General features: G+C 64.2%; 16 protein-coding genes. 1 reads left to right on the top strand and 15 read right to left on the bottom strand.

Annotated features, from left to right (window positions below; genetic code table 11):
- Positions 1 to 3: 3 nt before the first annotated feature.
- Positions 4 to 3,039, bottom strand: coding sequence for an autotransporter domain-containing protein (locus LB569_RS12245; protein WP_224692464.1), 3,036 nt, complete (start codon positions 3,037 to 3,039; stop codon positions 4 to 6).
- A 338-nt stretch (positions 3,040 to 3,377) separates the two neighbouring features.
- On the opposite strand from LB569_RS12245, the gene LB569_RS12240 reads away from it, so the two are divergent.
- On the top strand, positions 3,378 to 5,222 hold the full coding sequence (locus LB569_RS12240; protein ID WP_224692462.1) for an aminopeptidase P family protein: 1,845 nt from the start codon (positions 3,378 to 3,380) through the stop codon (positions 5,220 to 5,222).
- 96 nt (positions 5,223 to 5,318) lie between these two features.
- Here the strand turns inward: LB569_RS12240 and LB569_RS12235 are convergent, their stop codons facing one another.
- The 14 genes from LB569_RS12235 to murG all read right to left on the bottom strand — a co-directional run bounded on the left by LB569_RS12235 (position 5,319) and on the right by murG (position 22,398).
- Positions 5,319 to 5,615, bottom strand: a complete 297-nt coding sequence (locus tag LB569_RS12235) for an AzlD family protein (RefSeq protein WP_224692461.1) — start codon at positions 5,613 to 5,615, stop codon at positions 5,319 to 5,321.
- Entirely contained in the window at positions 5,612 to 6,340 is a 729-nt protein-coding gene (locus LB569_RS12230) for an AzlC family ABC transporter permease (protein ID WP_140701903.1), read from the bottom strand. Before LB569_RS12230 ends, LB569_RS12235 begins: the two co-directional genes overlap by 4 nt.
- A gap of 109 nt (positions 6,341 to 6,449) precedes the next feature.
- Entirely contained in the window at positions 6,450 to 7,145 is a 696-nt protein-coding gene (locus tag LB569_RS12225; RefSeq protein ID WP_281405352.1) for a DUF2461 domain-containing protein, read from the bottom strand.
- A complete protein-coding gene (ligA, locus tag LB569_RS12220) occupies positions 7,142 to 9,346 on the bottom strand; it encodes an NAD-dependent DNA ligase LigA (protein WP_140701905.1) in 2,205 nt (734 codons plus the stop codon). The genes LB569_RS12225 and ligA overlap by 4 nt, the downstream gene beginning before the upstream one ends.
- Before the next feature lie 133 nt (positions 9,347 to 9,479).
- The gene (gene recN / locus LB569_RS12215) at positions 9,480 to 11,153 is read right to left on the bottom strand and encodes a DNA repair protein RecN (protein ID WP_224692460.1); all 1,674 of its coding nucleotides are present in this window, start codon (positions 11,151 to 11,153) and stop codon (positions 9,480 to 9,482) included.
- A 184-nt stretch (positions 11,154 to 11,337) separates the two neighbouring features.
- Positions 11,338 to 12,207 (bottom strand): outer membrane protein assembly factor BamD, encoded by an 870-nt coding sequence (locus tag LB569_RS12210; RefSeq protein WP_140701907.1) that lies wholly within the window; start codon positions 12,205 to 12,207, stop codon positions 11,338 to 11,340.
- Between the two features lie 262 nt (positions 12,208 to 12,469).
- On the bottom strand, positions 12,470 to 13,420 hold the full coding sequence (lpxC, locus tag LB569_RS12205; RefSeq protein WP_224559489.1) for a UDP-3-O-acyl-N-acetylglucosamine deacetylase: 951 nt from the start codon (positions 13,418 to 13,420) through the stop codon (positions 12,470 to 12,472).
- Positions 13,421 to 13,699: 279 nt separating this feature from the next.
- A complete protein-coding gene (ftsZ, locus tag LB569_RS12200; protein WP_224692459.1) occupies positions 13,700 to 15,382 on the bottom strand; it encodes a cell division protein FtsZ in 1,683 nt (560 codons plus the stop codon).
- A 66-nt stretch (positions 15,383 to 15,448) separates the two neighbouring features.
- On the bottom strand, positions 15,449 to 16,756 hold the full coding sequence (gene ftsA, locus LB569_RS12195; protein ID WP_224692458.1) for a cell division protein FtsA: 1,308 nt from the start codon (positions 16,754 to 16,756) through the stop codon (positions 15,449 to 15,451).
- On the bottom strand, positions 16,753 to 17,694 hold the full coding sequence (locus LB569_RS12190; protein WP_224692457.1) for a cell division protein FtsQ/DivIB: 942 nt from the start codon (positions 17,692 to 17,694) through the stop codon (positions 16,753 to 16,755). Before LB569_RS12190 ends, ftsA begins: the two co-directional genes overlap by 4 nt.
- A complete protein-coding gene (locus LB569_RS12185) occupies positions 17,682 to 18,608 on the bottom strand; it encodes a D-alanine--D-alanine ligase (protein WP_224692456.1) in 927 nt (308 codons plus the stop codon). Before LB569_RS12185 ends, LB569_RS12190 begins: the two co-directional genes overlap by 13 nt.
- Before the next feature lie 303 nt (positions 18,609 to 18,911).
- A complete protein-coding gene (gene murB / locus LB569_RS12180; protein WP_140701913.1) occupies positions 18,912 to 19,877 on the bottom strand; it encodes a UDP-N-acetylmuramate dehydrogenase in 966 nt (321 codons plus the stop codon).
- Entirely contained in the window at positions 19,874 to 21,274 is a 1,401-nt protein-coding gene (gene murC, locus LB569_RS12175; RefSeq protein WP_140701914.1) for a UDP-N-acetylmuramate--L-alanine ligase, read from the bottom strand. Before murC ends, murB begins: the two co-directional genes overlap by 4 nt.
- Entirely contained in the window at positions 21,271 to 22,398 is a 1,128-nt protein-coding gene (gene murG / locus LB569_RS12170; protein WP_224692455.1) for an undecaprenyldiphospho-muramoylpentapeptide beta-N-acetylglucosaminyltransferase, read from the bottom strand. The genes murC and murG overlap by 4 nt, the downstream gene beginning before the upstream one ends.
- Between the last annotated feature and the right edge of the window lies 1 nt (position 22,399).

Here is a 22,399-nt window from a genome sequence, read left to right as displayed (position 1 = left end):
CTCTTAAAACTTGATGCCCAGATTGGCCTTGAAGCCGTTGTCGAAGGCATCCGGTCCGAACTGCCCGGCATAGGACAGGCCAAGCGTGGCATTCCGCGCCAGTTGCACGTCGAAGCCGGCCTCGACCAGCATTGCGTCCCTGGCGATCGGCACGCCCGCGATGGTGAAATCGTCGCCCCCGGCGAAGGCGAAGGCCGACAGCGGCGTTACGTCGCCGAAGGCATGGCGCCACCCGAACATGCCGCGCGCGGTCGCCGCAACGCCGCCAAATGTAATGTCGGTGGAAGCCCGGACGCCAAGCGTGGTGAAGGTCGCGTCGGCCGTCGAACTGCTGCTCGTCAGCGCGGCATCCCCGCCCGTTTCAGTGAAGCCGTCCGTGTGCAGGTTCACATAGGCAAGATTGGCGAACGGCTCGAAGGCGAACGGCCCGGCATCCGTCTTGTAGGCCAGTTCGCCGAAGGCCTGCGCCGTGGCGGCATCGTAATCAGCCGACAGGCTGTCCGCGAAGCCGTCGAAAGCGACCGAGCGCGATGTCGAGATCCGGTGCCAGGTATAGGCGGCACCGGTGCGGAACGCGATCGCGCCCCAATTGGTCCCACCATAGAGGCCGAGGTGGTAATTGTCGCTGTCGCCCGAGGAATGCCGGTCATCGGCGTCGAAGCTGGTGCGGCTGTAGCCGCCGGCCAAGCCAATCCGCCAGTCGCCGGCCATGCCGTCGGCGCCTATCAGCAGCCCGCCCGCCGACCGATCGAACGCAGCCGCGTTGCCGTCGCTGTCGGTGCCGCCCCAAGAGCCAAAGCCCTGCGTCCAGAAGGCGAAGCGATCCATGTCGGCCGCCACCGGCTGAACGCCGTCCTCGCCATAGGCCATGACCGGCAGCGAAGCGGTCTTGCCGCTCTCGCCGAAGGCGGCGCGCAGGCGTGCCGTCACCGCATCCTGCAGGAAGTGGCTGTCCTGGAGGAGCATGCCCTTGGCCGATACATGAATTTCGCCGGAGAGCTGATCGAGGGCGGCTTGCGCGGCCTCGTCGCTCGGCAGACCGAGAATGGCGCTGACGAGGGCGCTGCTGGCGGCGCTGTCAAGCCCCTCGCCCGTAGCGATCTGGTTCGGCGTCAGGCCGGCCGAGCCGAAGGTTTTCGTCTGGGTTACGTCGACATAGGCATGGGTCGCATCGGACGTGGTGCTCAGGCTGACGAAGTTGGAGATCTGCGAATCGCTCAGCGTGAAGGTTCCGCTGACGCTGCTGGCCTGGAGCACGGTATAGCGGGTGCCGGCTACCAGGCCGCCAAGGCCGATATTGGTCACCGTCAAGCCGGCGCCACTGGTAATGGTGGCGGCGCCGGACGCGCCGATCAGATCCGAAAGACCAGCCGAATTGAGCTCAACCGCATAGGTCGAGCCCGACGCGAAGCTGGCGGTCCCGTTGACCGTCAGCGTCCCGATCGCGTTGTTGCCGGGCGCAACGGTGCCGGAGGCATTGAGTGCTCCAACCGTGCCGCTCCCGGCGAGCGTGGCGCCGCTGTCAACGGTGACGGGCGAACCGCCCAGCGAGCCTGAGACAAGAAGCGTGCCGGCCTTCACTTCAGTGGCGCCCGACATGGTGCTCGAACCCGACAGCTCGAAAGTCCCCGTTCCGTCCTTGATCAGTCCGCCGGTGCCGGTGAGGCCGCCCGAAAAGACGGTCGAGCCACCATTGCCTCCGGTCGTCAGCTTGCCCGTTCCCTCATCAACCGTTCCCGCGCCGGCCAGCGAGCCGATCACCTGGCTGAAATTGTTGAGTGAAAGCGTGGCGCCGGCGCCGACCGTATAGGCACTGTTGGCACTGAAGATATTGACGTCGCTCGCCTTGAGCGTTCCCTCGGCGACATCCGTGGCCGTGGAATAGGTGTTGCTGTCGGCAAAGCCTGTCACGGTCAACGTACCCGTGCCGAGCTTCGTGAACGTCCCGTTCGGAACGTCGCCATCGCCCATATTGGCGCCAGTGCTCAGACTGAAGCCTTGCGTATCGATGGCACCGCCGGCGGCCCCGAACAGAATGAGGCTGTTGGAAATGACGATGTTATCAGCACCAGCTTGCAACGTACCGCCATCCAGCGTGACCATCCCGGACCCTGTGGCACCCAGCGAATTGTTGGTCATGATCCGAAGCGTGCCACCGTTAACGGTCGCGCCACCCCCGAAACTATTGCTGCTGCTCAAAACGAGCGTGCCGGCACCGGTCTTGATCAGCGTGGCGGGATCGTCGAATTGAGAAATCTGTCCGCCATAAGTGCCGGTTCCTGAACCGACATTCAGCATCATGCTCCCGTACATGGTGAGGTCATTGCCGATCGCGACGCCGTTCTGGATGTCGATGACGGTACCACCATTCGCATAGACCGGGCCGATGCCAAGCGCAGCATTGTTACCCAGGCTGAGCGTACCGCCATAGAGATTGGTGCCGCCTGTGTAGGTGTTGGCCCCATTCAACCTCAGCAAGCCATCGCCGCTCTTGGTCAAGCCGCCGCCTGAAATCGCTCCATCGGCGGTAAAATGAGCACCGGCATCAACCGTGAAAACAGTGTCGGAGATCATGTTGAGACCGGCATCGGCCTCCAGATCGGCAATGAAATTGTTCGTTTGCACGTTGATGGCGGCTTGGCCGGATGCCTCCAAATTCAAAACACCGTTTGACAACCGGTAGCCGCCAGAGGTGCTGGTGGCATTCAAGTTCAATGTGCCTACCGTGTAGGGTCCACCTGACAGGTTAACGGTATAGCCGAGACCCTGGTCCGCCGCATCATGGTTGAAGGTCGCGACCGCATCGACGCCGTTGGGAACCGTTGCGGGCGTCCAGTTCGCAGCCGTACCCCAATTGCCGCTTTGGTGAACGAAATTCTCGGCCGAGGCGACACCAGGCACGAGCGGCGTCATGGCGACCGCAACAAGTCCGGCCATCAACAAAGCAGGAAGCGAGGTCGATGCCAGCAGCGAGCATGCAACCCGCGCCTTCGCCTCGCCATTGTTTTTGGCATGCGCAGTAAAAACCGAATGTCTCATAAAATCCCCCCGACCAGCCATCCCTTGACTGTATCGACCCTGAAGCCCGTCACCACGGTACGAAAACCGCCGCCGAGAGACAACCGATTGCAAGTCGTAAAGATTGCCGAAACCACGCAATGGTGACCTCGGAAGGAAATCCGCGGGGGTCCGTTGCGAATTTGCATCAATGGACATTTGCGCGCCACATGCCCAAGCGCGAAAAATTCTGCGGCATGGCTGGACCAAGCGCGATCGGTTGTCAGCCAGGCGACGCTGTAGCAGTTTGCGCCGGCTGGAAATCGATTCCGATTTGCAGCCCCATAGGTTACGGTCGCGCGAATACCAGGAGGCCCATCATGTTCCAGACCTTCGATTCCGCGGGCGATCCGGCGGTCGGCAAGCCGCGCGTGGCGCTGCTGCGCCAGTGGCTGAGCGACAATGGCCTCGACGGCTTCATCGTTCCGCGCGCCGACGAGCACCAGGGCGAATATGTCGCTGATCGTTCCGCACGGCTGAAATGGCTGACCGGCTTCAGCGGCTCGGCCGGCGTCGCCATCGTGCTGCGCGACCGCGCCTTCGTCTTCGTCGACGGGCGCTACACGCTGCAGGTGCGGAACGAAGTCGATCTCGGCATCTTTTCGATCGAAAGCCTGGTCGACAACCCGCCTGCCGTCTGGCTCAGGGAGAACCTCGGCAAAGGCGCGCGACTGGGCTTCGATCCCTGGCTGCACACGATCGGCGAGGTCAAGGCGCTGCAGGCCTCCGCCGACAAGACCGGCGCGGTGCTCGTGCCGCTCGACAGGAACCCGATCGACATCATCTGGAAGGATCAGCCAGCAGCACCCGTGTCTCCGGTCGAACTGCACCCGATCGGCTTCGCTGGCGAACTCGCCAAGGACAAGCTGGCGCGGCTGGCGACGGCGATCGGCAAGGAGGGCGCCACCCATGCGGTGCTGACGGACCCCTCTTCCATCGCATGGGCCTTCAACATCCGTGGAGGCGACGTGCCGCACACGCCGCTGGCGCTAGGCTTCGCCATCCTGGCCGCCGACGGGTCGCACCAGTTGTTCATCGACAGCCGCAAATTTTCGCGCCAGGTCGAGGCCTATCTCACCCAGCTTGCCGATCCGCATGAGCCCGGCGAATTCGAAGCAGCGATCGTGGCACTGGCGAAAGGCGGCGCGAAAATCGCGCTTGATCCCGTGCTGGCAGCCGACCGGCTGCGCATGCTGGTCGAGGACAATGGCGGCACCGTGGTTGCCGCGCCCGACCCCGCCCGCATCCCGCGCGCCACCAAGAACCAGGCCGAGATCAATGGCTCGCGCGCCGCGCATCGCCGGGACGGCGCGGCGGTGGCAAAGCTGTTGTGCTGGCTCGAGCGGCAGAAACCCGGCTCGCTCGACGAGATCGCGGTCGTCACCAGGCTGGAGGAAACACGCCGGCAGACCGGCGAGGAAACCCAGATGCCGCTGCGCGACGTCTCTTTCGACACCATTTCGGGCGCTGGCCCGAACGGCGCCATCATGCATTACCGCGTCTCGCGCGCCACCAGCCGCAAACTGCGGGCTGGCGAACTGTTCCTTCTCGATTCCGGCGCGCAATACCAGGATGGCACGACGGACATTACCCGCACCGTGCCTATCGGCGAGCCGACCGAAGAGATGCGCGAACGCTTCACGCTGGTGCTGAAAGGCATGATCGGCATTTCCACGCTGCGCTTCCCCGCCGGCACGCGCGGCTCCGAGATCGACGCCGTCGCCCGTATGGCGCTGTGGAAGCATGGCTGCGACTTCGCCCATGGCACCGGCCACGGCGTCGGCTCGTACCTGGCAGTGCATGAGGGCCCGCAGCGCATCGCCCGCACCGGCACCGAAAAACTGCTCGAAGGCATGATGCTGTCCAACGAGCCAGGCTATTACAAGGAAGGCGCCTACGGCATCCGCATCGAGAACCTGATCCTGGTGACGCCGGCCGAACAGATCGAGGGTGGCGACATTGCCATGCACGCCTTCGAGACGCTGACGCTGGCGCCGATCGACGTCAGGTTGGTACGATCAGACCTGCTGACGCGTGACGAACTGCACTGGCTCGACGCCTACCATGCCCGCGTGCTGGCCGAGATCGGCCCGATGCTCGACGGCGAAACGCTGGCCTGGCTGGAAAAGGCGACAGCACCGCTGCCGCATGACGCGAAGATTTGACACAAGCCTCTTTCTCCCCGTTTACGGGGAGAAATGCCCGGCAGGGCAATGAGGGGGCGGCGCAAACAGTCCGAAATAATCGCTCCGCCAGAACGCCTATCCCACGAACTGACGCGCCACGATCAACACCCCAGCACCCGCCAGAAACATCGCCATCAGCCCGCCGCGCAGCGCCACCAGCGCGGAGACGACCAGCGCCGCCCATTCCGCCGGACCCGCGCCGAGCGCGGCCGGCGCCACCAGCGTCGTCAACACGGCGGCCGGTACGGCGTTGAGGCCGGCTTCGACGCGCGGATGGATGTTTTCGAAGCGGGAGATGACCAGATGGCCGCCGACACGCGTAAGATAGGTGGCGATCGCGCCGGCGATGATGATCCAGAAGGTCGTGCTCATGGCCTTGTCTCCACGCCGCTATGGTGCGGCGGCAGGATGACGGCGAGCAGCACGCCGGCAACCGCGCCGATCGAGACGTGCCAGGGCGAACCGACCGTCTTGTAGGCGATGATCGAGGCGCAGGCACTGGCGACGACCACCGGCAGCCACAGCGGCCGCTTGCGGAAGCCCATCACCAGGCCGAGGAAATAGATCGGCAGCAGGAAATCGATGCCCAGCGCATGGGGGTCGGGAATGAGCTTTCCAAACAGCGCGCCGAGCGCGCTTTCGATGGTCCAGAACACATAGACCGGCAGCCCAAGTCCCAGATACCAGGCAAAGCCGACGGTCTGGCCCGACTGGGCCCTGGCCTCGGCGACGGCGAATTGCGGATCGGTGAGGATGAAGAAACCGAGCGCCTGCTGCACCACGGACCAGTGCGCGATGCGCCGGCCAATACCGGCGGAATAGAGCACGTGGCGGAAATTGACGGCGAAGATCGACAGCACGATCAGCCACGGCGCGACATGCTGGCCGAACAGTTCTATGCCGACCATCTGGCTGGCGCCGCCAAAGATCAGCGCGCTCATCAGGAAGGCTTCGAAAACGGAAAAGCCATTGTCGACGGCAATCGCGCCGAACAGCAGCCCGAACGGTGCCGCCGCCACCACGACCGGCATGGAGAGCCGTACGCCTTGCCAGAAATCGCTTTTCGCGCCGTTCTCCGAAATTGCTTGCGCCGACATGTCTCTCCCCGATCAGAGGGCTGATGTAGGAAGCACCACCCGGCTTGTCACACGAATTCGCTTGAGCCAAACGATCAGCGGAAATGATCGTCGCGGGCTGCGCGGCAGCTCAGTCCTTCGCCGCTTTGCCTTCGATCGCCCTGCCCCAGTCGAGCAGCGGCTTGGCGCGCGTGGTGAAATCGACCAGTTCCTCGACCAGTTCCGGACCGTGAATATTGGCCGGATCGATGGCGTGGCGGACAACGAAATGCCGGTTGCGGATGGCCGCGACGAGATCGGCGTCCGCAACATGTTCGAAGCCGCGCGGCGTGCGTTTCATGCAGCCATCCGTGTCGAGCACCAGGCCGTTCCTGGCGAGCGCCTTGACCATTCCCCGAAACTTTTCAGGCTTCGTCTCGATGGCCCTACGGATCGCCAGCAGCAGCGCCGGCTCCGGGCTCCACCAGGCAACGCCGGCGAAACAGCGTTCGAGCCCGATATGAACGTAGAACACGCCCTGCTCCATCTTGGTGCCGTCCGGCGACAGGATGGCCGACAGATGCCGGTTGTAGGGCCGCTTGTCCTTGGCAAAGCGCACATCGCGATTGATGCGGAACATGGATTTCTTGCGGTCGCCGCGCAGGCCAAGCCCGGCCGCCGCGAAGCGCTGGGTCAGCGTCTCGACCAGATCGCAGAACGGCTCGTACAATTCGCTGTCGTAAAGCGCCCGGTTTTCCCAAAACCATTCGCGGCTCTGGTGAAAGTCCAGCGCTTTGAAGAACGGCATGGCCTTCGGCCCAAACCCTTTGAAAATTCCATCCGTCACGACTTGCCGACCCGCTGCAGCCAGGTGTCCTCGTCGATGACTTCGACGCCGAGTTCACTGGCAAGCTTGAGCTTGGAACCAGCGCCGGGGCCGGCCACCAGCAGATCGGTCTTCGCCGAAACCGAGCCGGCCACCTTGGCGCCGAGACGCTCGGCCATTGCCTTGGCTTCGGAGCGGGTCATCTTTTCCAGCGACCCGGTAAAGACGATCGTCTTGCCGGCGACCTCGCTGTCGGCCGAGACGGTGACGATATACGGCTTCGGCTTGACCTGCTCCAGCAGCTTGTCCAATACCTCGTCATTGCGCTCATTGCCGAAGAAGTCGCGCAGTGCATCGATCACCGTATCGCCAATGCCGTTGATCGATGGGAAGACGGCATGCGGATCCTGCGCCGCCGCCGTCTCCTTGCCGACCCGGATCAGCTCCTCGATGGTCGAGAATGTCCGGGCCAATAGGGCGGCGGTCGTCTCGCCGATATGACGGATGCCGAGCGCGAAAATGAAGCGGTCGAGCTCCGGCGCGCGGCGCGAATCGATGGCCGCGAACAATTTGTCGAGGCCTTCGTAATTGCGGTCCTCGACGCCGCGCACATTCTTGCGTGTCTTGCCGGACGCCGCCTCGCGCTGCCTGGCCTGCTCCTCGCGCCGCTCGGCCAGCGCCTTGGTCACGGCCGGGCGGCGCTCCCTGAGCGTGAAAATGTCGGCGGCTGTCTTGACCAGTCCCGAGTTGAAGAACAGGTCGATGTTCTCGGCGCCCAGGCCTTCAATATCCATGGCGCCGCGCGATACGAAGTGGCGCAATCTTTCGACGGCCTGCGCCGCGCAGATCAGCTCGCCCGTGCAACGGCGCCGCGAATCCTCCTTGCCGGTCTTCTCGTTGATCTCGCGCGTCGCCGGCGAGCCGCAGACCGGGCAAGTGTGCGGGAATTCGTACGGCACGGCATCGGGCGGACGCTTGTCGATGACGACGCTGACGATCTGCGGGATGACATCCCCTGCCCGTTGGATCACCACCGTGTCGCCGATGCGCACGTCGATGCCGTCGCGGATCGGCTGGCCGGTGCTGTCCAGACCCTTGATATAGTCCTCATTGTGCAGCGTGACGTTTTCGACCACGACGCCGCCGACTGTCACCGGGGCAAGCCGCGCGACCGGCGCCAGCGTGCCGGTCCGGCCGACCTGAATGTCGATCCTCTGCACTGATGTCATCGCCTGTTCGGCGGGGAATTTATGCGCGACCGCCCAGCGCGGCTCACCGGTGACGAAACCCCAGCGGCGCTGCAACTCCAGCTGGTCGACCTTGTAGACAACGCCGTCTATGTCATAGCCGAGCGACGAGCGCTGTTCCTCGATCAGGTGATAATGCGCGATAAGGTCCTCGACCGATTTCGCCCGCACCATCAGCGGACTGATCTTGAAACCCCAATCGGCGAATTTCTGTACCGATTCGAACTGGGTCGGGGCCGGATCTTGCGTGGTGTAGCCCCAGGCATAGGCGAAAAATTTGAGGTTGCGGCTGGCGGTGACGGAGGGATCCTTCTGGCGCAGCGACCCGGCCGCCGTATTGCGCGGATTGACGTAATCCTGGCCGCCGACAGCCGCCGAGCGCGCCTTGAGCGCCTCGAATTCGGCATAGGTCATATAGACCTCGCCACGGATTTCGATGGTTTCGGGCCAGCCTGATCCTTTGAGCTTCGCGGGAATGTCGGCGATTGTCCTCAAATTGGCGGTGATGTCCTCGCCGACCGCGCCGTCGCCGCGCGTCGCGCCCTGCACGAACACACCCTTTTCGTAACGCAGTGACGCCGACAGCCCGTCGATCTTCGGCTCGGCGGTAAAAGCGATGTCGAGGTCCTTGTCGCGGTCGAAGAAGCGCCGGCCGCGCTCGATGAAATCGGTGACGTCGGCGTCGGTATAGGCCTTGGCGAGGCTGAGCATGGGGACGGCATGGCGCACCTTGGTGAAGCCTTCCGCCGGTGCGGCACCAACCCTGAGCGAGGGCGAATCCTCACGCACCAGCCCGGGAAAGCGCTCCTCGATGGCAAGGTTGCGCCGCCGCAGCGCGTCATACTCGGCGTCCGTGATCGTGGGCGCGTCCTCGGCATGGTAGCGCCGGTCGTGACCGGCGATCTCCTCGGCAAGGCGCTGGAGCTCGGCTTCAGCCTCGCTTTCGCTGAGCGAATCGACAGGTTTTTCGGCCATGCTTTTGTCCCCGAACGGTAGCGCGCCACAATAGAGCATGATCTTGAAAGGTGGGAACCGGTTTTCGGAAAAGATCATTCCTGAACAGCAGGATGGAGCCATATCCTGACTCGCCCCATGACGCCCGATAGTCTTATGCCGCGTTTGTATTCTCGCGCAGCAGCCGCTCGGCGGCGGCGCGCGCCTCGTCGGTGATCGTGGCGCCGGCCAGCATGCGGGCGATCTCCTCCTGCCGCGCCGACCTGTCCATCTCGGCAATTCCGGTCGCCACGCGGTCGGTGCCGCCCGATTTGGAGATCAGGAAATGTGTCGCCGCCCGCGCCGCGACTTGCGGCGCGTGGGTGACGGAAAGCACCTGGACGCGCTTCGACAGCCGCGCCAGCCTTTGGCCGATGGCGTCGGCCACCGCCCCGCCCACGCCGGTGTCGATTTCGTCGAAAACCAGCGTCGGCGCCGAACCACGATCGGCAAGCGCCACTTTCAGCGCCAGCAGGAAGCGTGACAGCTCGCCGCCGGAGGCGACCTTCATCATCGGCCCGGGCCGCGTGCCGGGATTGGTGCGCACCCAGAACTCGATCTGGTCGATACCCTCCTCCATGCGGCTGTCGGCCTCGCTCTTCATCTCGACGATGAAGGCCGCGCGTTCGAGCTTCAGCGCCGGCAGTTCGGCCATCACCGCCTTGGTCAGGCCGACCGCCGCGGCATGGCGAAGCGAGGATAGCTGCGCGGCGGCGATATCGTAGGTTTCGCGCGCGGCGGCCGCCTGCTTTTCCAGCCCATGCAGGCGCTCCTCGCCGGCATCGAGATCGGCAAGATCGGCAACCATCGTGTCGCGCAGCTGTGCCAGATCGTCGACGGCGACGCTGTGCTTGCGCGACGCCGCGCGCAGCGAAAACAACCGCTCTTCGGCTTTCTCCAGCCGTTGCGGGTCATACTCGGTGGCGCGAAGCGCGGCCTCGACGCCCGATTGCGCGGCGTCGAGCGACAGCATGGCTTCATCGAGCGACTTGACCACGTCCTCGAGCAGGCCGGGCGCCTCCGTTGCCTTGCGCTGCAGCCGCCTCAGCAGGCTGGCCAGTTGCGGCAAGGGCGAGGACGGACCCGAAAGCACGTCCTGCGCGTCGTGGATCTCGGAGGCGATCTTCTCGGCGCGCATCATGTGGGCGCGCAGCTCGGCAAGTTCGGTTTCCTCGCCGGGCTGCGGATCGAGCTTGGTCAGTTCGGCCACCGCGGCGCGCAGATAGTCGGCCTCGCGCGCGGCGGCCGCCACCTTGGCGCGATGGCGCGTCAGCTCCTGCTCGCAGGCGCGCCAGTGCCGCCATGCCTCTCCCGTCGAACGAACGGCGCCGAGATGGCCGCCGAAGGCATCGAGCACGTCGCGGTGGGCGCCGGGATCGACCAGGGCGCGCTCGTCATGCTGGCCGTGGATCTCGACCAGCGCGCGGCCGACATCGCGCATCAGCGTCACGCTGGACGGCTGGTCGTTGACGAACACACGGGTCCGGCCGTCCGCCGTCTGCACGCGCCGCAGGATCACGTCGCCATCATCCTCGATGGCGTTTTCGGCGAGCAGCGCGCGCACCGGATGGTTGCGCGGCACATCGAACACGGCAATGACCTGGCCCTGGGCGGCGCCATGGCGCACCAGCGAGGCATCGCCGCGCGCGCCGAGCGCCAGCGACAGGGCATCGAGCAGGATGGATTTGCCGGCGCCGGTTTCGCCGGTCAGCACGGAAAGACCCGGCTGGAAGTCGATGTCCAGCTTTTCGATCAGGACGATATCTCGGATCGACAGTCTGGAAAGCATGAGAAACCGGACCTATTGCATGCCGCCCAAGAGTGGACCCGGTTTCGGGATAACGACAGGCACGAAAACAAAAGATTTAAGGCGGCGCCCGACAGTGGAGTCGCAGCGCCGCACTATCTTTTTGTTTGGGCTTCGGATCAATCCGAAAAGCGCGTTGCGCGCGCTTCGCTCGGAGCTTCCGCGGTCAGGCGCCGGTGATCAGCTTCCCGGCCTTGGATATCCACGATCCGGCATTTTCGCGCGGCGCCAGCCCGTTGCTCTGCAGCAGCTTGTAGGAATCCTTGTACCACGAGCTGTCTGGATAGTTGGTACCCAGCACCGCGGCCGCCGTCTGGGCCTCGGAGGTCAAGCCCAACGCATAGTAGCTTTCAGTGAGGCGGGCGAGCGCTTCCTCGACATGGCGCGTGTTGGAGTAATTCTCCACGACAGTGCGGAAGCGCTTGACGGCGGCGATGTATTCGCGACGCTCCAGATAATAGCGGCCGATCTGCATTTCCTTGCCGGCGAGCTGGTCGTTGGCGAAGCGGATCTTTTCCTTGGCGTCGTCGACATATTCCGACGTCGGCCAGCGCGTCACCAGGTCCTGCATCGTCTGCACGGTCTGGCGTGCTTCCTTCTGGTCCTGCGTCACGTCCTTGATCTGGCGATAGTAGCTGAGACCGATGATGTACTGCGCATAGGGTGCGTCATCCGTCGACGGATAGAGAGCCAGGTAGCGCTTTGCCGACTGGATCGCGTCGTCGTAGCTGCCTTTCCGATAGTCGGCGAACGCGCCCATCACCATCGATTTGCGGGCCCATTCCGAATAGGGGTGCTGGCGGTCGACCGCGTCGAACTTCTTGCTCGCCTCATCCAGGCGGCCGGCATTCAGATTGGCCAGGCCTTGATTGTAGAGAACGTCGGCCGGTTCGGTCTGGTCGACATAGGTCGACAGGTCGATGTCTTTCTCGGACGACATGCAGGCCGACAGAAAGAGCGATGGAACAACCACCGAAAGCGCCAGGAAAACAGACCGCTGCGGCGCCTTCGATTGACCGACTCGCTTGAAAAACATGATTGGATTGCGCCCTTTCGGCGTTATTTTCGTGCCATTTGCATGCAGTTCTCCCAAAACTGGTCCCCACTTTTGAGCGATATGCACTAATCGACGGCAGCAGCCATAAACCATAACCGCCTTGCCCGGCAACGCTATGTCCAGCCAATCGCGCATTTTTGTGGCAGCCCGTCAGCGGCGGCGCATCCCTGCGATTTCGCTGGCGGATGGTGCATTACTGCAACACTCGCACCACCAGCATATCCGAGAAAAATGAAGAAAATCAGATCATCCAGGGCGCGTAGAGCGGCGCATTGACGGCACTCATTTCCGCCGCGCGGCCACGTTCGCGGCGTGTCGTCTCGACGATCTCGAAGGCCGTGCGGTCCGACAACAGGCGACGCAGCGCGGCGGCGTTCAGCCTGTGCCCACCGCGATAGGAGCGGAAACAGCCGATGAAGCGCGCGCCGGCCAGCGCCAGGTCGCCCATGGCGTCGAGCGTCTTGTGGCGCACGAATTCGTTGGGATAACGCAGGCCGCCCATATTGATGACGCGGTTGTCATCACCGATCACCAGGGAGTTTTCCAGCGAGGATCCCAGCGCATAGCCGGCGGCCCACAGCCGCTCGACGTCCTTCATGAAGCCGAAGGTGCGGGCCCGTGCGATGTCGCGGCGGAAAATGTCGGCATTGATGTCGGAGGCGAAGAGCTGACGGCCGATCGCCGGGCTTTCGAAATCGATCTCGACCTCGAAGCGGGTGCCGTCATAGGGCCTGAATTCGGCCCAGGAGGCGCCGTTCTCGATGCGAACCGGCTTGACCACCCTGATATAGCGGCGCTTGACGGCCAACACCTCGATGCCGGCCTGGTCGATGGCTTCCACGAACGCCATGGCGCTGCCGTCGAGGATGGGAACCTCGTGACCGTCGATCTCGATGACGACATTGTCGATGCCGAGCCCGAACAGGGCGGCCATGATGTGCTCGACCGTGGCGATGTGCTCGCCCGAGGGATCGCCAAGCATGGTGCAAAGGTCGGTGGCGCCGATCTCGGAAAACAGGGCGCGGAACTCACGGCCCTGCCCGTCGCCATTGAGAAGCTGGAACACGATGCCGGTATCGGCATCCGCGGGCAGGAAACTGATGGAAACTTCTTTGCCGCTGTGAACGCCGGTGCCTGTAAGCGACGCGCGCGTCTTCACTGTCGTCTGGTGGTCGTGCAAGACAATCCCCATGAGCCCGTAATGCCTAGGTCCGCTTCTCCAGCCCGAGGGCGCGGCTCTTGTTAAATCGGCTGGCAGGGCCACTTCCCCCGAATCCCGGCAAACCGACTATGGTAGGCAGCGAAGATAATGTCCCGGCAGGGAGACTCCAAATCACGGTTTCTTACTAGTTGTAACCGCGAACTTGAACATGTACGGCATCATAACCGATTGATTACGCAGCGTTTTAAACGTTAACAGGCAAGCAATTTCTTGCCTGCCTGTTAACAGTTGTTACAGTCCGTTAACCGCTCAATTGGCCTGGCGGCGCAGGAACGCCGGAATCTCCAGCTGATCGTCATCCTGAGTCGCCCTGGTCTGCGGCGTCAGGCGGCCCTGGTCGTCGAGCTGGCCACGGCGCGGCGCATAGAGCTGGGCGTCCTGGCTGGCGAGGCGGCGCACTTCCGGTGCGGCCTGGCGCAGCTTGGGCTCGCGCGGCTGCGCCGGCTGCAGCCGTGCAGGCTCTTCTTCGCGGCGGGTCAGGCCATTGGTCAGGCGCTTCAGGAGACCCATCGGGCCGCTGTTCTCATGGTCGGATGGACGGCTCTTGGCATCCACCTCGGCCTTCACGACGGGCGGAAAGTCCTCGACGCGCGGCATGCGCTGCGGCGCCATCGCCACCGGCTGCTGGACCTCGCGCAGCATCTCGCGCGGCTGCGGGGCCGGCTGCATCATCTGCTGGACAGGCTGAGGCATCGGTTGCGGCTGTGCGGGCGGCGCCTGGAAGATCTTGCTCTGCGGGCGGAAATCGTCCGCATGGGCGACCGGTGCCGGACGCGCCTGCGCCATGGCGGCGGCATTCGCTTCGGCCAACTGGATGGCTTCGGCAACCGGATCGACGGCACGCGGCTCATACACCGTCTGCTGGACCGGCGCCGGCCGGCTCTCCACCGCGGCAACGGTCGGACGGGCGGCCGGCTTCGGCGGCGCGGTGCGGATCGAGATCGGCGCCGCGGCGATTTCAGCCGCCGACTTGTCGATGCCGGTCGCGACCACCGAGACGCGGATGACGCCCTCGAGTTCCTCGTCGAACGTGGCGCCGAGGATGATGTTGGCGTCCTGGTCGACTTCCTCGCGGATGCGGGTCGCCGCTTCGTCGACCTCGAACAGGGTCAGGTCGCGGCCGCCGGTGATCGAGATCAGCAGGCCCTTGGCGCCCTTCATCGAGGTCTCGTCGAGCAGCGGATTGGCGATAGCGGCTTCTGCGGCGGCCATTGCACGGCCCTCACCCGAAGCCTCGCCGGTGCCCATCATCGCCTTGCCCATCTCGCGCATCACCGAACGCACGTCGGCGAAGTCGAGGTTGATCAGGCCTTCCTTGACCATCAGGTCGGTGATGCAGGCAACGCCGGAGTAAAGCACCTGGTCGGCCATCGCGAAGGCGTCGGCGAAGGTGGTCTTGTCATTGGCCAGCCGGAACAGGTTCTGGTTGGGGATGACGATCAGCGTGTCGACGCACTTCTGCAGCTCCTCGATGCCGAAGTCGGCCGTCTTCATGCGGCGCTGGCCTTCGAAGTGGAACGGCTTGGTGACGACGCCGACGGTCAGGATACCCTTCTCGCGGGCTGCGCGGGCAACCACGGGAGCAGCACCCGTGCCGGTGCCACCGCCCATGCCGGCGGTGACGAAGCACATATGGGTGTTGGTGAGATGGTCGAGGATCTCGTCGATGCACTCTTCCGCCGCCGCGCGGCCGACTTCCGGCTGCGAGCCGGCACCGAGCCCCTCGGTGACATGCGCGCCAAGCTGGATCAGCCGCGAGGCCTTCGACATGGTCAGCGCCTGCGCGTCGGTGTTGGCCACGACGAACTCAACACCGCGCAGTCCGGCGGTGATCATGTTGTTCACGGCATTGCCGCCGCCGCCGCCGACACCGAACACGGTGATGCGCGGCTTGAGCTCGGTGATGTCCGGCTTCTGCAGATTGATGGTCATTGTCTCCGTCCTTTGCCTTTCACGCCGCTTCGCCGCCGCGGCCGCCTATGGGGCTGTCCCCGTCAATTAGAAACTGTCTCTCAACCACTGACTCATGCGATGCAGTTTTCCACCCGTTCCAGTCATCCTGAGACCGGAAATGCCCTTCGCCGGATGGCTCTCGAAGCTCGCCATCTGCGGATAGATCAGAAGCCCGACCGCGGCCGAGAAGGCCGGTCCCTTCGCCGCTTCCGGCAGGCCCGCCACGCCGAGCGGGCGGCCGATGCGCACATTGCGTCCCAGGATGCGGCGTGCCGCCTCGGGCAGGCCGGCCAACTGGCTGGCGCCGCCGGTGAGCACGACGCGCTTGCCGACCGCATTGCCGTAGCCGGACTTGTTCAACCGGTCGCGCAGGAGTTCGAGCGTCTCGTCGATACGGGCGCGCACGATGCGTGTCATCACCGAACGCGGAATCTGCAGCGGCACGTCGCCATCGTCGCCGATCGGCTGGATCGAGACCAGGTCGCGGGCGGCGGCGCGGCCCGGCAGCGCCGAGCCATGCATTACCTTCAGCCGCTCGGCGGCTTCGAGCGAGGTCGAGAGCCCCTTGGCCATGTCGAGCGTCACATGGTTGCCGCCGATGGCGATGGCGTCGCCATGCACGAACTTGCCTTCCGAAAACACCGAGATCGTGGTCGTGCCGCCGCCCATGTCGATGCAGGCGGCACCCAATTCCAGTTCGTCGTCGACCAGGGCCGCCAGTCCGCTGGCATAGGGCGTTGCCACCATGCGCTCGACCGACAGATGCGAGCGGTTGATGGAAAGCTCCAGATTGCGCATCGGCGCGGCATCGCCGGTCAGCACATGCATGTCGACGCCAAGCGCATCGCCCACCATGCCGCGCGGATCGCGCACGCCGCGTTCGGCATCCAGCGAGAAGCCGACGGGCAGCGAATGGACGACTTCGCGCTCGGCCTTGAGCGCCTGCTTGGCACCGGCGCCGAGCACGCGCTTGATATCGGCCTCGTCGGCCTCGTGGCCGCCAAGATTGATCGTCGCGGAAAAGCTTTCGCTCTTCAGCCGGCCGGCGGTCATGTTGACGATGAGCGAATCGACCGTCAGCCCGGCCATGCGTTCGGCGGCGTCGACGGAGAGGCGAATGGCATGTTCGGCGCGGTCGAGATCGACGATCACGCCCGATTTCACGCCTTGCGATTTCTGGTGGCCGATGCCGATCACCTGGATCCGGTGCGAGCGGCCGCGCAAAAGCTTGCCGTCATCGTTCGGCTTCAGCTTCGCCACCATGCAGCAGACCTTGTTCGAGCCGACATCCAGCACCGTCAGGGTGCCGGACCGGCGCGACGAGGCATCGCCAGAACCGCCAAGCCAGCTCATATCTTCGTCTCCGGCTTGCGCTTGAGGGTTTTCGGCTTCTCGTTGAGCGCGGCCTCGCGCTGGGTTGCCGCTTCGGGCGTCAGCTCCACGACCAGCCGGTCCGAAAGACGCATGTCGACAGCGGCGATGTCGCGCGACAACAACCCCTTGTCATGATCCATCTTGACCAGTTCGGCGAGCGCCTGATCCTCGTCATCCTCGGGCAGCTTGACGGTAATGCCGTTTTCGAGCTTCAGATCCCAGCGCCGCTCGCCGACACGGATATAGCCTTTGATGCGGCTTGCGAGGTCGGGATATTGTTCGATCTTGGCCATGAAATCGGGCGCCTTGGCTGGCGCGCCGGTGCCGATCAACAGCGGCAGCAGTACCTGTTTGCCGCCCGAGAACGGCGCGATGATGGCGCCATCCTTCTCGATGACCGAGAGATCGCTGCCTTGCTGCCAGAGCGCAAAGGCCTCGCGCTCCTCGACGCGCACTTCCAGCGTGTGCGGATAGACCTTGCGCACCGCGGCGACCTCGATCCACGGCAAGGTCGCGATGCGCTCGCGCGCGGCCTCGGCATCGAAGCCGATCAGCGACGTCCAGCCATCCAGTTCGAGCCGGTCGAGAATATCGATCTCCGACGTCTGACGGTTGCCGACCACCTTGACCTGGTCGACGGCAAAACCGGTGCGGGCGGTGATGCTTTGAATGATGCCGTCGGCATGGCCGCCAATATAGGAGCCATAGGCTCCGCTCGAAGCCAGAAGCACCGCCGACATGATCGCGGCGGAGAATCGTGGCGCCTGGAATTCGCCGTCACCCAGACGCGTCAGGATGCGCGCCGGGCGGCGAAGCACGCGCGGCAGAACGAAATGGTCCAGCGACAATGGCAGGCCGAACAGCGACGGCCCGGCCGCGCCCCTCACCTTGCCCTGTCCCCATTTCAACGCAGACACGAAGCGTCCTCCACCATCCAACTCAACAGTTCACCAAACGAATGCCCGGCATGGGCGGCAATTTCAGGCACCAGAGACGTCGGCGTCATGCCCGGCTGAGTGTTGACCTCGAGCCATACAACCTCGCCATTTTCGGAGTGACGATCGTCATAACGGAAGTCCGACCGGGAAACGCCCCGACAGCCGACAGCTTGGTGAGCCTTGAGCGCCAGTGTCTGTATTTTTTGGTAAATATTCGGTGAAACTTTTGCGGGGCATTCGTGTTTTGATCCGCCCGCGACATATTTTGAATCGTAATCGTAGAAGGAATGGCCCGTCGGGATGATCTCGCAGACGCCCAGCGCCACGTCGCCCATGACGGCGCAGGTCAGCTCGCGTCCATGGATGTAGCGCTCGACCATGACCGTATCGCCATATTTCCACTCGGACGACCCGATGACCTGCGGCGGATGCGACTGCCCTTCCGATACGATGACGACGCCAAAACTCGAGCCCTCGCTGACCGGCTTGACCACATAGGGCGGTTTCATCGGATGCTTGTTCTGGATGGAGAAGCGATTGGCGACCTTCGATTCGGCAACGGGAACGCCGATCGATTTGACGATCTTCTTCGCCTGCTCCTTGTTCATGGCGAGAGCCGAGGCGAGCACGCCCGAATGAGTATAGGGAATGCCGAGATATTCGAGGATGCCCTGGATGGTGCCGTCCTCGCCGAAAGGTCCGTGCAGCGCATTGAAGGCGACGTCGGGCCGAAGCTCGGCAAGCACCGAGCCGACATCGCGCCCGACATCGACGCGGGTGACCTGGTAGCCTTCCTGTTCGAGCGCATCGGCACAGGCCTTTCCGGAAGACAGGGACACGGGCCGCTCGGACGAGAAACCTCCCAGCAATACGGCCACATGCTTGTTCTTCATTCCCCGTCATCCCCTCTCATGGCGGACCAAAAAAACCAAGATTTCCGCAACATTGAGTCCGAGTCTCCCGGCAGGTTGCCCCCCAGACGGAAAACGCGGGTAACGCGTCGAACGACTCAAATCAGGAAACGCTTTGGAGCAGAGAATCAGAGAGTTGATTCACTGGCAAGTGCCTATGATTCCGAGAGATTCACTTTGTGAGAAAATGGATGCGAAAACCGTCTCGCTGAGTCTTTGCAGCAACGGTTTCGAGGCTTTTGAGAACGTGTTGAAGTTCATCCATCACGTGAACTTCAAGCCACCTTAAAGCAGCTGGCCGAGGAACTCCTGCACGGCGTGTCCGGAGCGGAAATTGCCGATGCGCTTGATCTCCCACTGCAGCCGGATGCCGGAATGTTCCAGCACCCGCGCGCGCACCGTCTCGCCGAGATATTCGAGGTCGTAGCCGGTCGCGGTGCCGGTGTTGATCATGAAGTTGCAGTGCATCGGCGACATCTGCGCGCCGCCGATCATCAGGCCGCGGCAGCCCGCCTTGTCGATTTCCTTCCAGGCCGAAGTGCCTTCCGGATTCTTGAAGGTCGAGCCGCCCGTCTTCTCACGGATCGGCTGCACGGTCTCGCGATGGTTCTGCACGGCGTCCATCGCCGCCTTGATCGTCGCCTTGTCCTCTGGATACCCCTCGAACCATGCCGACGTAAAAATCACGCCCGGTGTCGCTGCCGAATGTCGATAGGAATATTCCATGTCTTCGGCCAGGAAGGTCACGATATCGCCTTTGCGATTCACACCCTGCAGCTCGACAACCCGTTCGCGTGTCTCCACGCCGTTGGCGCCGGCGTTCATAATTAGCGCACCACCGATGGCACCTGGAATGCCGTGATAGAAATGGAAGCCGCCAATGCCTTCCTCCAGGGCAAACGCGGCCAAGCGTTTGTCTGGGGCAGCGGCGCCTGCCTTAATCGCACCGCTAGGCGCTCTTTCAATCTGGCCAAATCCTTTGGCCGAAAGCCTGACGACGAAACCGGGAATACCGCCGTCGCGCACAAGAAGGTTCGATCCGACACCGACAACGGTCAGCGGGATTTCCTCCGGCACCGCGCGCATAAACGCGGCAAGGTCCTCCTCGTCCGCCGGCTGGAACAGCGCCTCGGCAAGGCCGCCTGCCCGGAACCAGGTGATCTTGTCCATCTCGGCATTCGGCGTGACGCGGCCGCGCAGGCCTGCAAGCCGGTCGCCAAGTCTGTCGATCATGGCCTGGCCGTTCATCATGAGGCGGCGAGCTCCTTCGGCAGCGCATAGGCCCATTGGGTGATGTTGCCTGCGCCGAGGAAGACCACGAAGTCGCCAGGCTTCGCCAGCTCACGGATGATCGGCGCGATATCGGCCGGCCCCTCGATGTAGCGGGCATCACGATGACCGCCGGCGCGGATGCGCGACACCAACGCATCCGATGTCACGCCGTCGATCGGCTCTTCGCCGGCAGCGTAGACCGGAGCCACCATCACCGTATCGGCGTCGTTGAAGCAGGCGGAGAACTCGTTGAACAGATCATGCAGCCGGGTAAAGCGGTGCGGCTGGGCAATGGCGATGACACGCCCCTTGGTGGCGCTGCGCGCCGCCTTCAGCACCGCCGAGATTTCGACGGGGTGATGGCCATAGTCGTCGAACACGTCGACGCCGTTCCAGGAGCCGGTATGGGTGAAGCGGCGCTTGACGCCGGCGAAGGACGACAGGCCCTTCTTGATCGCCTCGGCCGACAGGCCGAGCTCGTGCGCGACGGCGATCGCCGCGGTGGCGTTGGAGACGTTGTGGAGGCCAGGCATCGGCAGGCGCAGGCCCGCGATCGTCGTCTGGCCGCGCCCCTTGCGGTCGCGGATGACCACGTCGAACTCCGAAGTGGCGCCCGCCATGCGGTGGTTGGTGAAGCGCACGTCGGCCTGCGCGTTCTCGCCATAGGTGATGACGCGCCGGTCCTCGATGCGGCCGACCAGCGCCTGCACTTCCGGGTGGTCCGTGCACATCACGCCAAAGCCGTAGAACGGCACGTTCTCGACGAACTGGCGGAACGCCTCGCGCACCTTGTCGAAGCTGCCATAGTGATCGAGATGCTCGGGATCGATGTTGGTGACGACGGCAATGTCGGCCGGCAGCTTGAGGAAGGTCCCATCGCTCTCGTCGGCCTCGACCACCATCCACTCGCCGTCGCCCATGCGGGCATTGGTGCCGTAGGCATTGATGATGCCGCCATTGATGACGGTCGGATCGAGCCCGCCGGCCTCCAGCAAGGTCGCCACCATCGAGGTCGTCGTCGTCTTGCCATGCGTGCCGCCGATGGCGACGGCCTGGCGGAAGCGCATCAGCTCGGCCAGCATTTCGGCGCGGCGGACGATGGGTAGCAATTTCTCCCGCGCGGCCTTCAGTTCCGGATTGGATTTCTTGATCGCCGTCGAAACGACGATGACCTCGGCATCGCCGAGATTCTCCGCCTTGTGGCCGACGAAGCAGTCAATGCCCTTGTCGCGCAGCCGCTGCACATTGGCGCTGTCGGCCTGGTCGGACCCCTGCACCTTGTAGCCGAGATTGTGCAGCACCTCGGCGATGCCGCTCATGCCGATGCCGCCAATGCCGATGAAATGCACAAGGCCGATGGTCTGCGGCATCTTCATGCGTGCGTCCCCTTCCTGAAATCCGATACTGTTTTGCGGGACGCAATAGCCTCTGTGAGGTCGGCGAGCAACCGCGCCGCGTCGGGCCTGCCGACCGACCTGGCCGCGGCAGCCATCGTCGCCAGCCGCTCCGGCTCGTCCATCAGGGCGCCGAGCAATGCCGCGATGCGCTCGGGCGAAAGCGAGGATTGCGCATGCACTTCGCCGCCGCCGGCCGCGGCAAGGGCCGCCGCATTGGCCGCCTGGTCGTGATCGAGCGCATAGGGGTAAGGCACCAGCAGCGCCGGCCGGCCGATGACGGCGATCTCCGACACGGTCGAGGCGCCGGAACGCGAGATTACAAGATGCGCCGCGGCAATGCGCGCCGCCATGTCGGTGAAGAAGGGCGAAACCTCGACGGCGACGCCAAGGGCGGCATAGGCCGCCTTCACCCGCGCCACGTCGTCCGCGCGCGCCTGCTGCGTGATCAGCAATCGCTTGCGTTGTGCATCGGAAAGCAGCGCGATCGCCCCCGGCATGGCATCGGAAAAGAATTGCGCGCCCTGGCTGCCGCCGAACACCAGCAGGCGGAAGGGCTCGTCCCCGGTCGAAGCCGTGTAAGGTCCTCTGGCTGCTTCGAGCACAGCCGGCCTGACCGGATTGCCGGTCGTCACCGTCTTGGCACCGGCCGCACTCTCGTCCTGCGGCAGGAAGCCGCCGGCGATCGCATCGACACGGCCGGCCAGCGCCCGGTTGGCGCGCCCCATCACGGCGTTCTGCTCGTGGATCAGCGTCGGCACCTTACGGCGCGTCGCCGCGTAGAGCGGCGGCAGGGTCGGATAGCCGCCGAAGCCGACCACGGCCTCCGGCTTGATCCTGCCGATGATGGCGGAGGCCTGCCGCACGCCGCGCCAGATTTTCCAGAAGGCGCCAAGCAGGGCGACCGGATTTTTCGACCCCATCGTCGCCGACTGGATCGGATGGATGGCGGCGGCCGGGAAATGGCCCGCAAACCGCTCGGCGCGGGTATCGGTCGCCAGATGCACCGACCAGCCGCGCTCGATCAGTTCGTGCGCCAGCGCTTCGGCTGGAAACAGGTGTCCGCCGGTGCCGCCCGCGCACAGAAGAATAACGCCTCTGGCCATG

It is taken from the genome of Mesorhizobium sp. BH1-1-4 (assembly GCF_020165665.1).
In the GTDB taxonomy this organism is placed as follows: domain Bacteria; phylum Pseudomonadota; class Alphaproteobacteria; order Rhizobiales; family Rhizobiaceae; genus Mesorhizobium.
The sequence above is the reverse complement of the archived record's forward strand: the minus strand, read 5'-3'. Positions and strand labels throughout refer to the sequence as shown.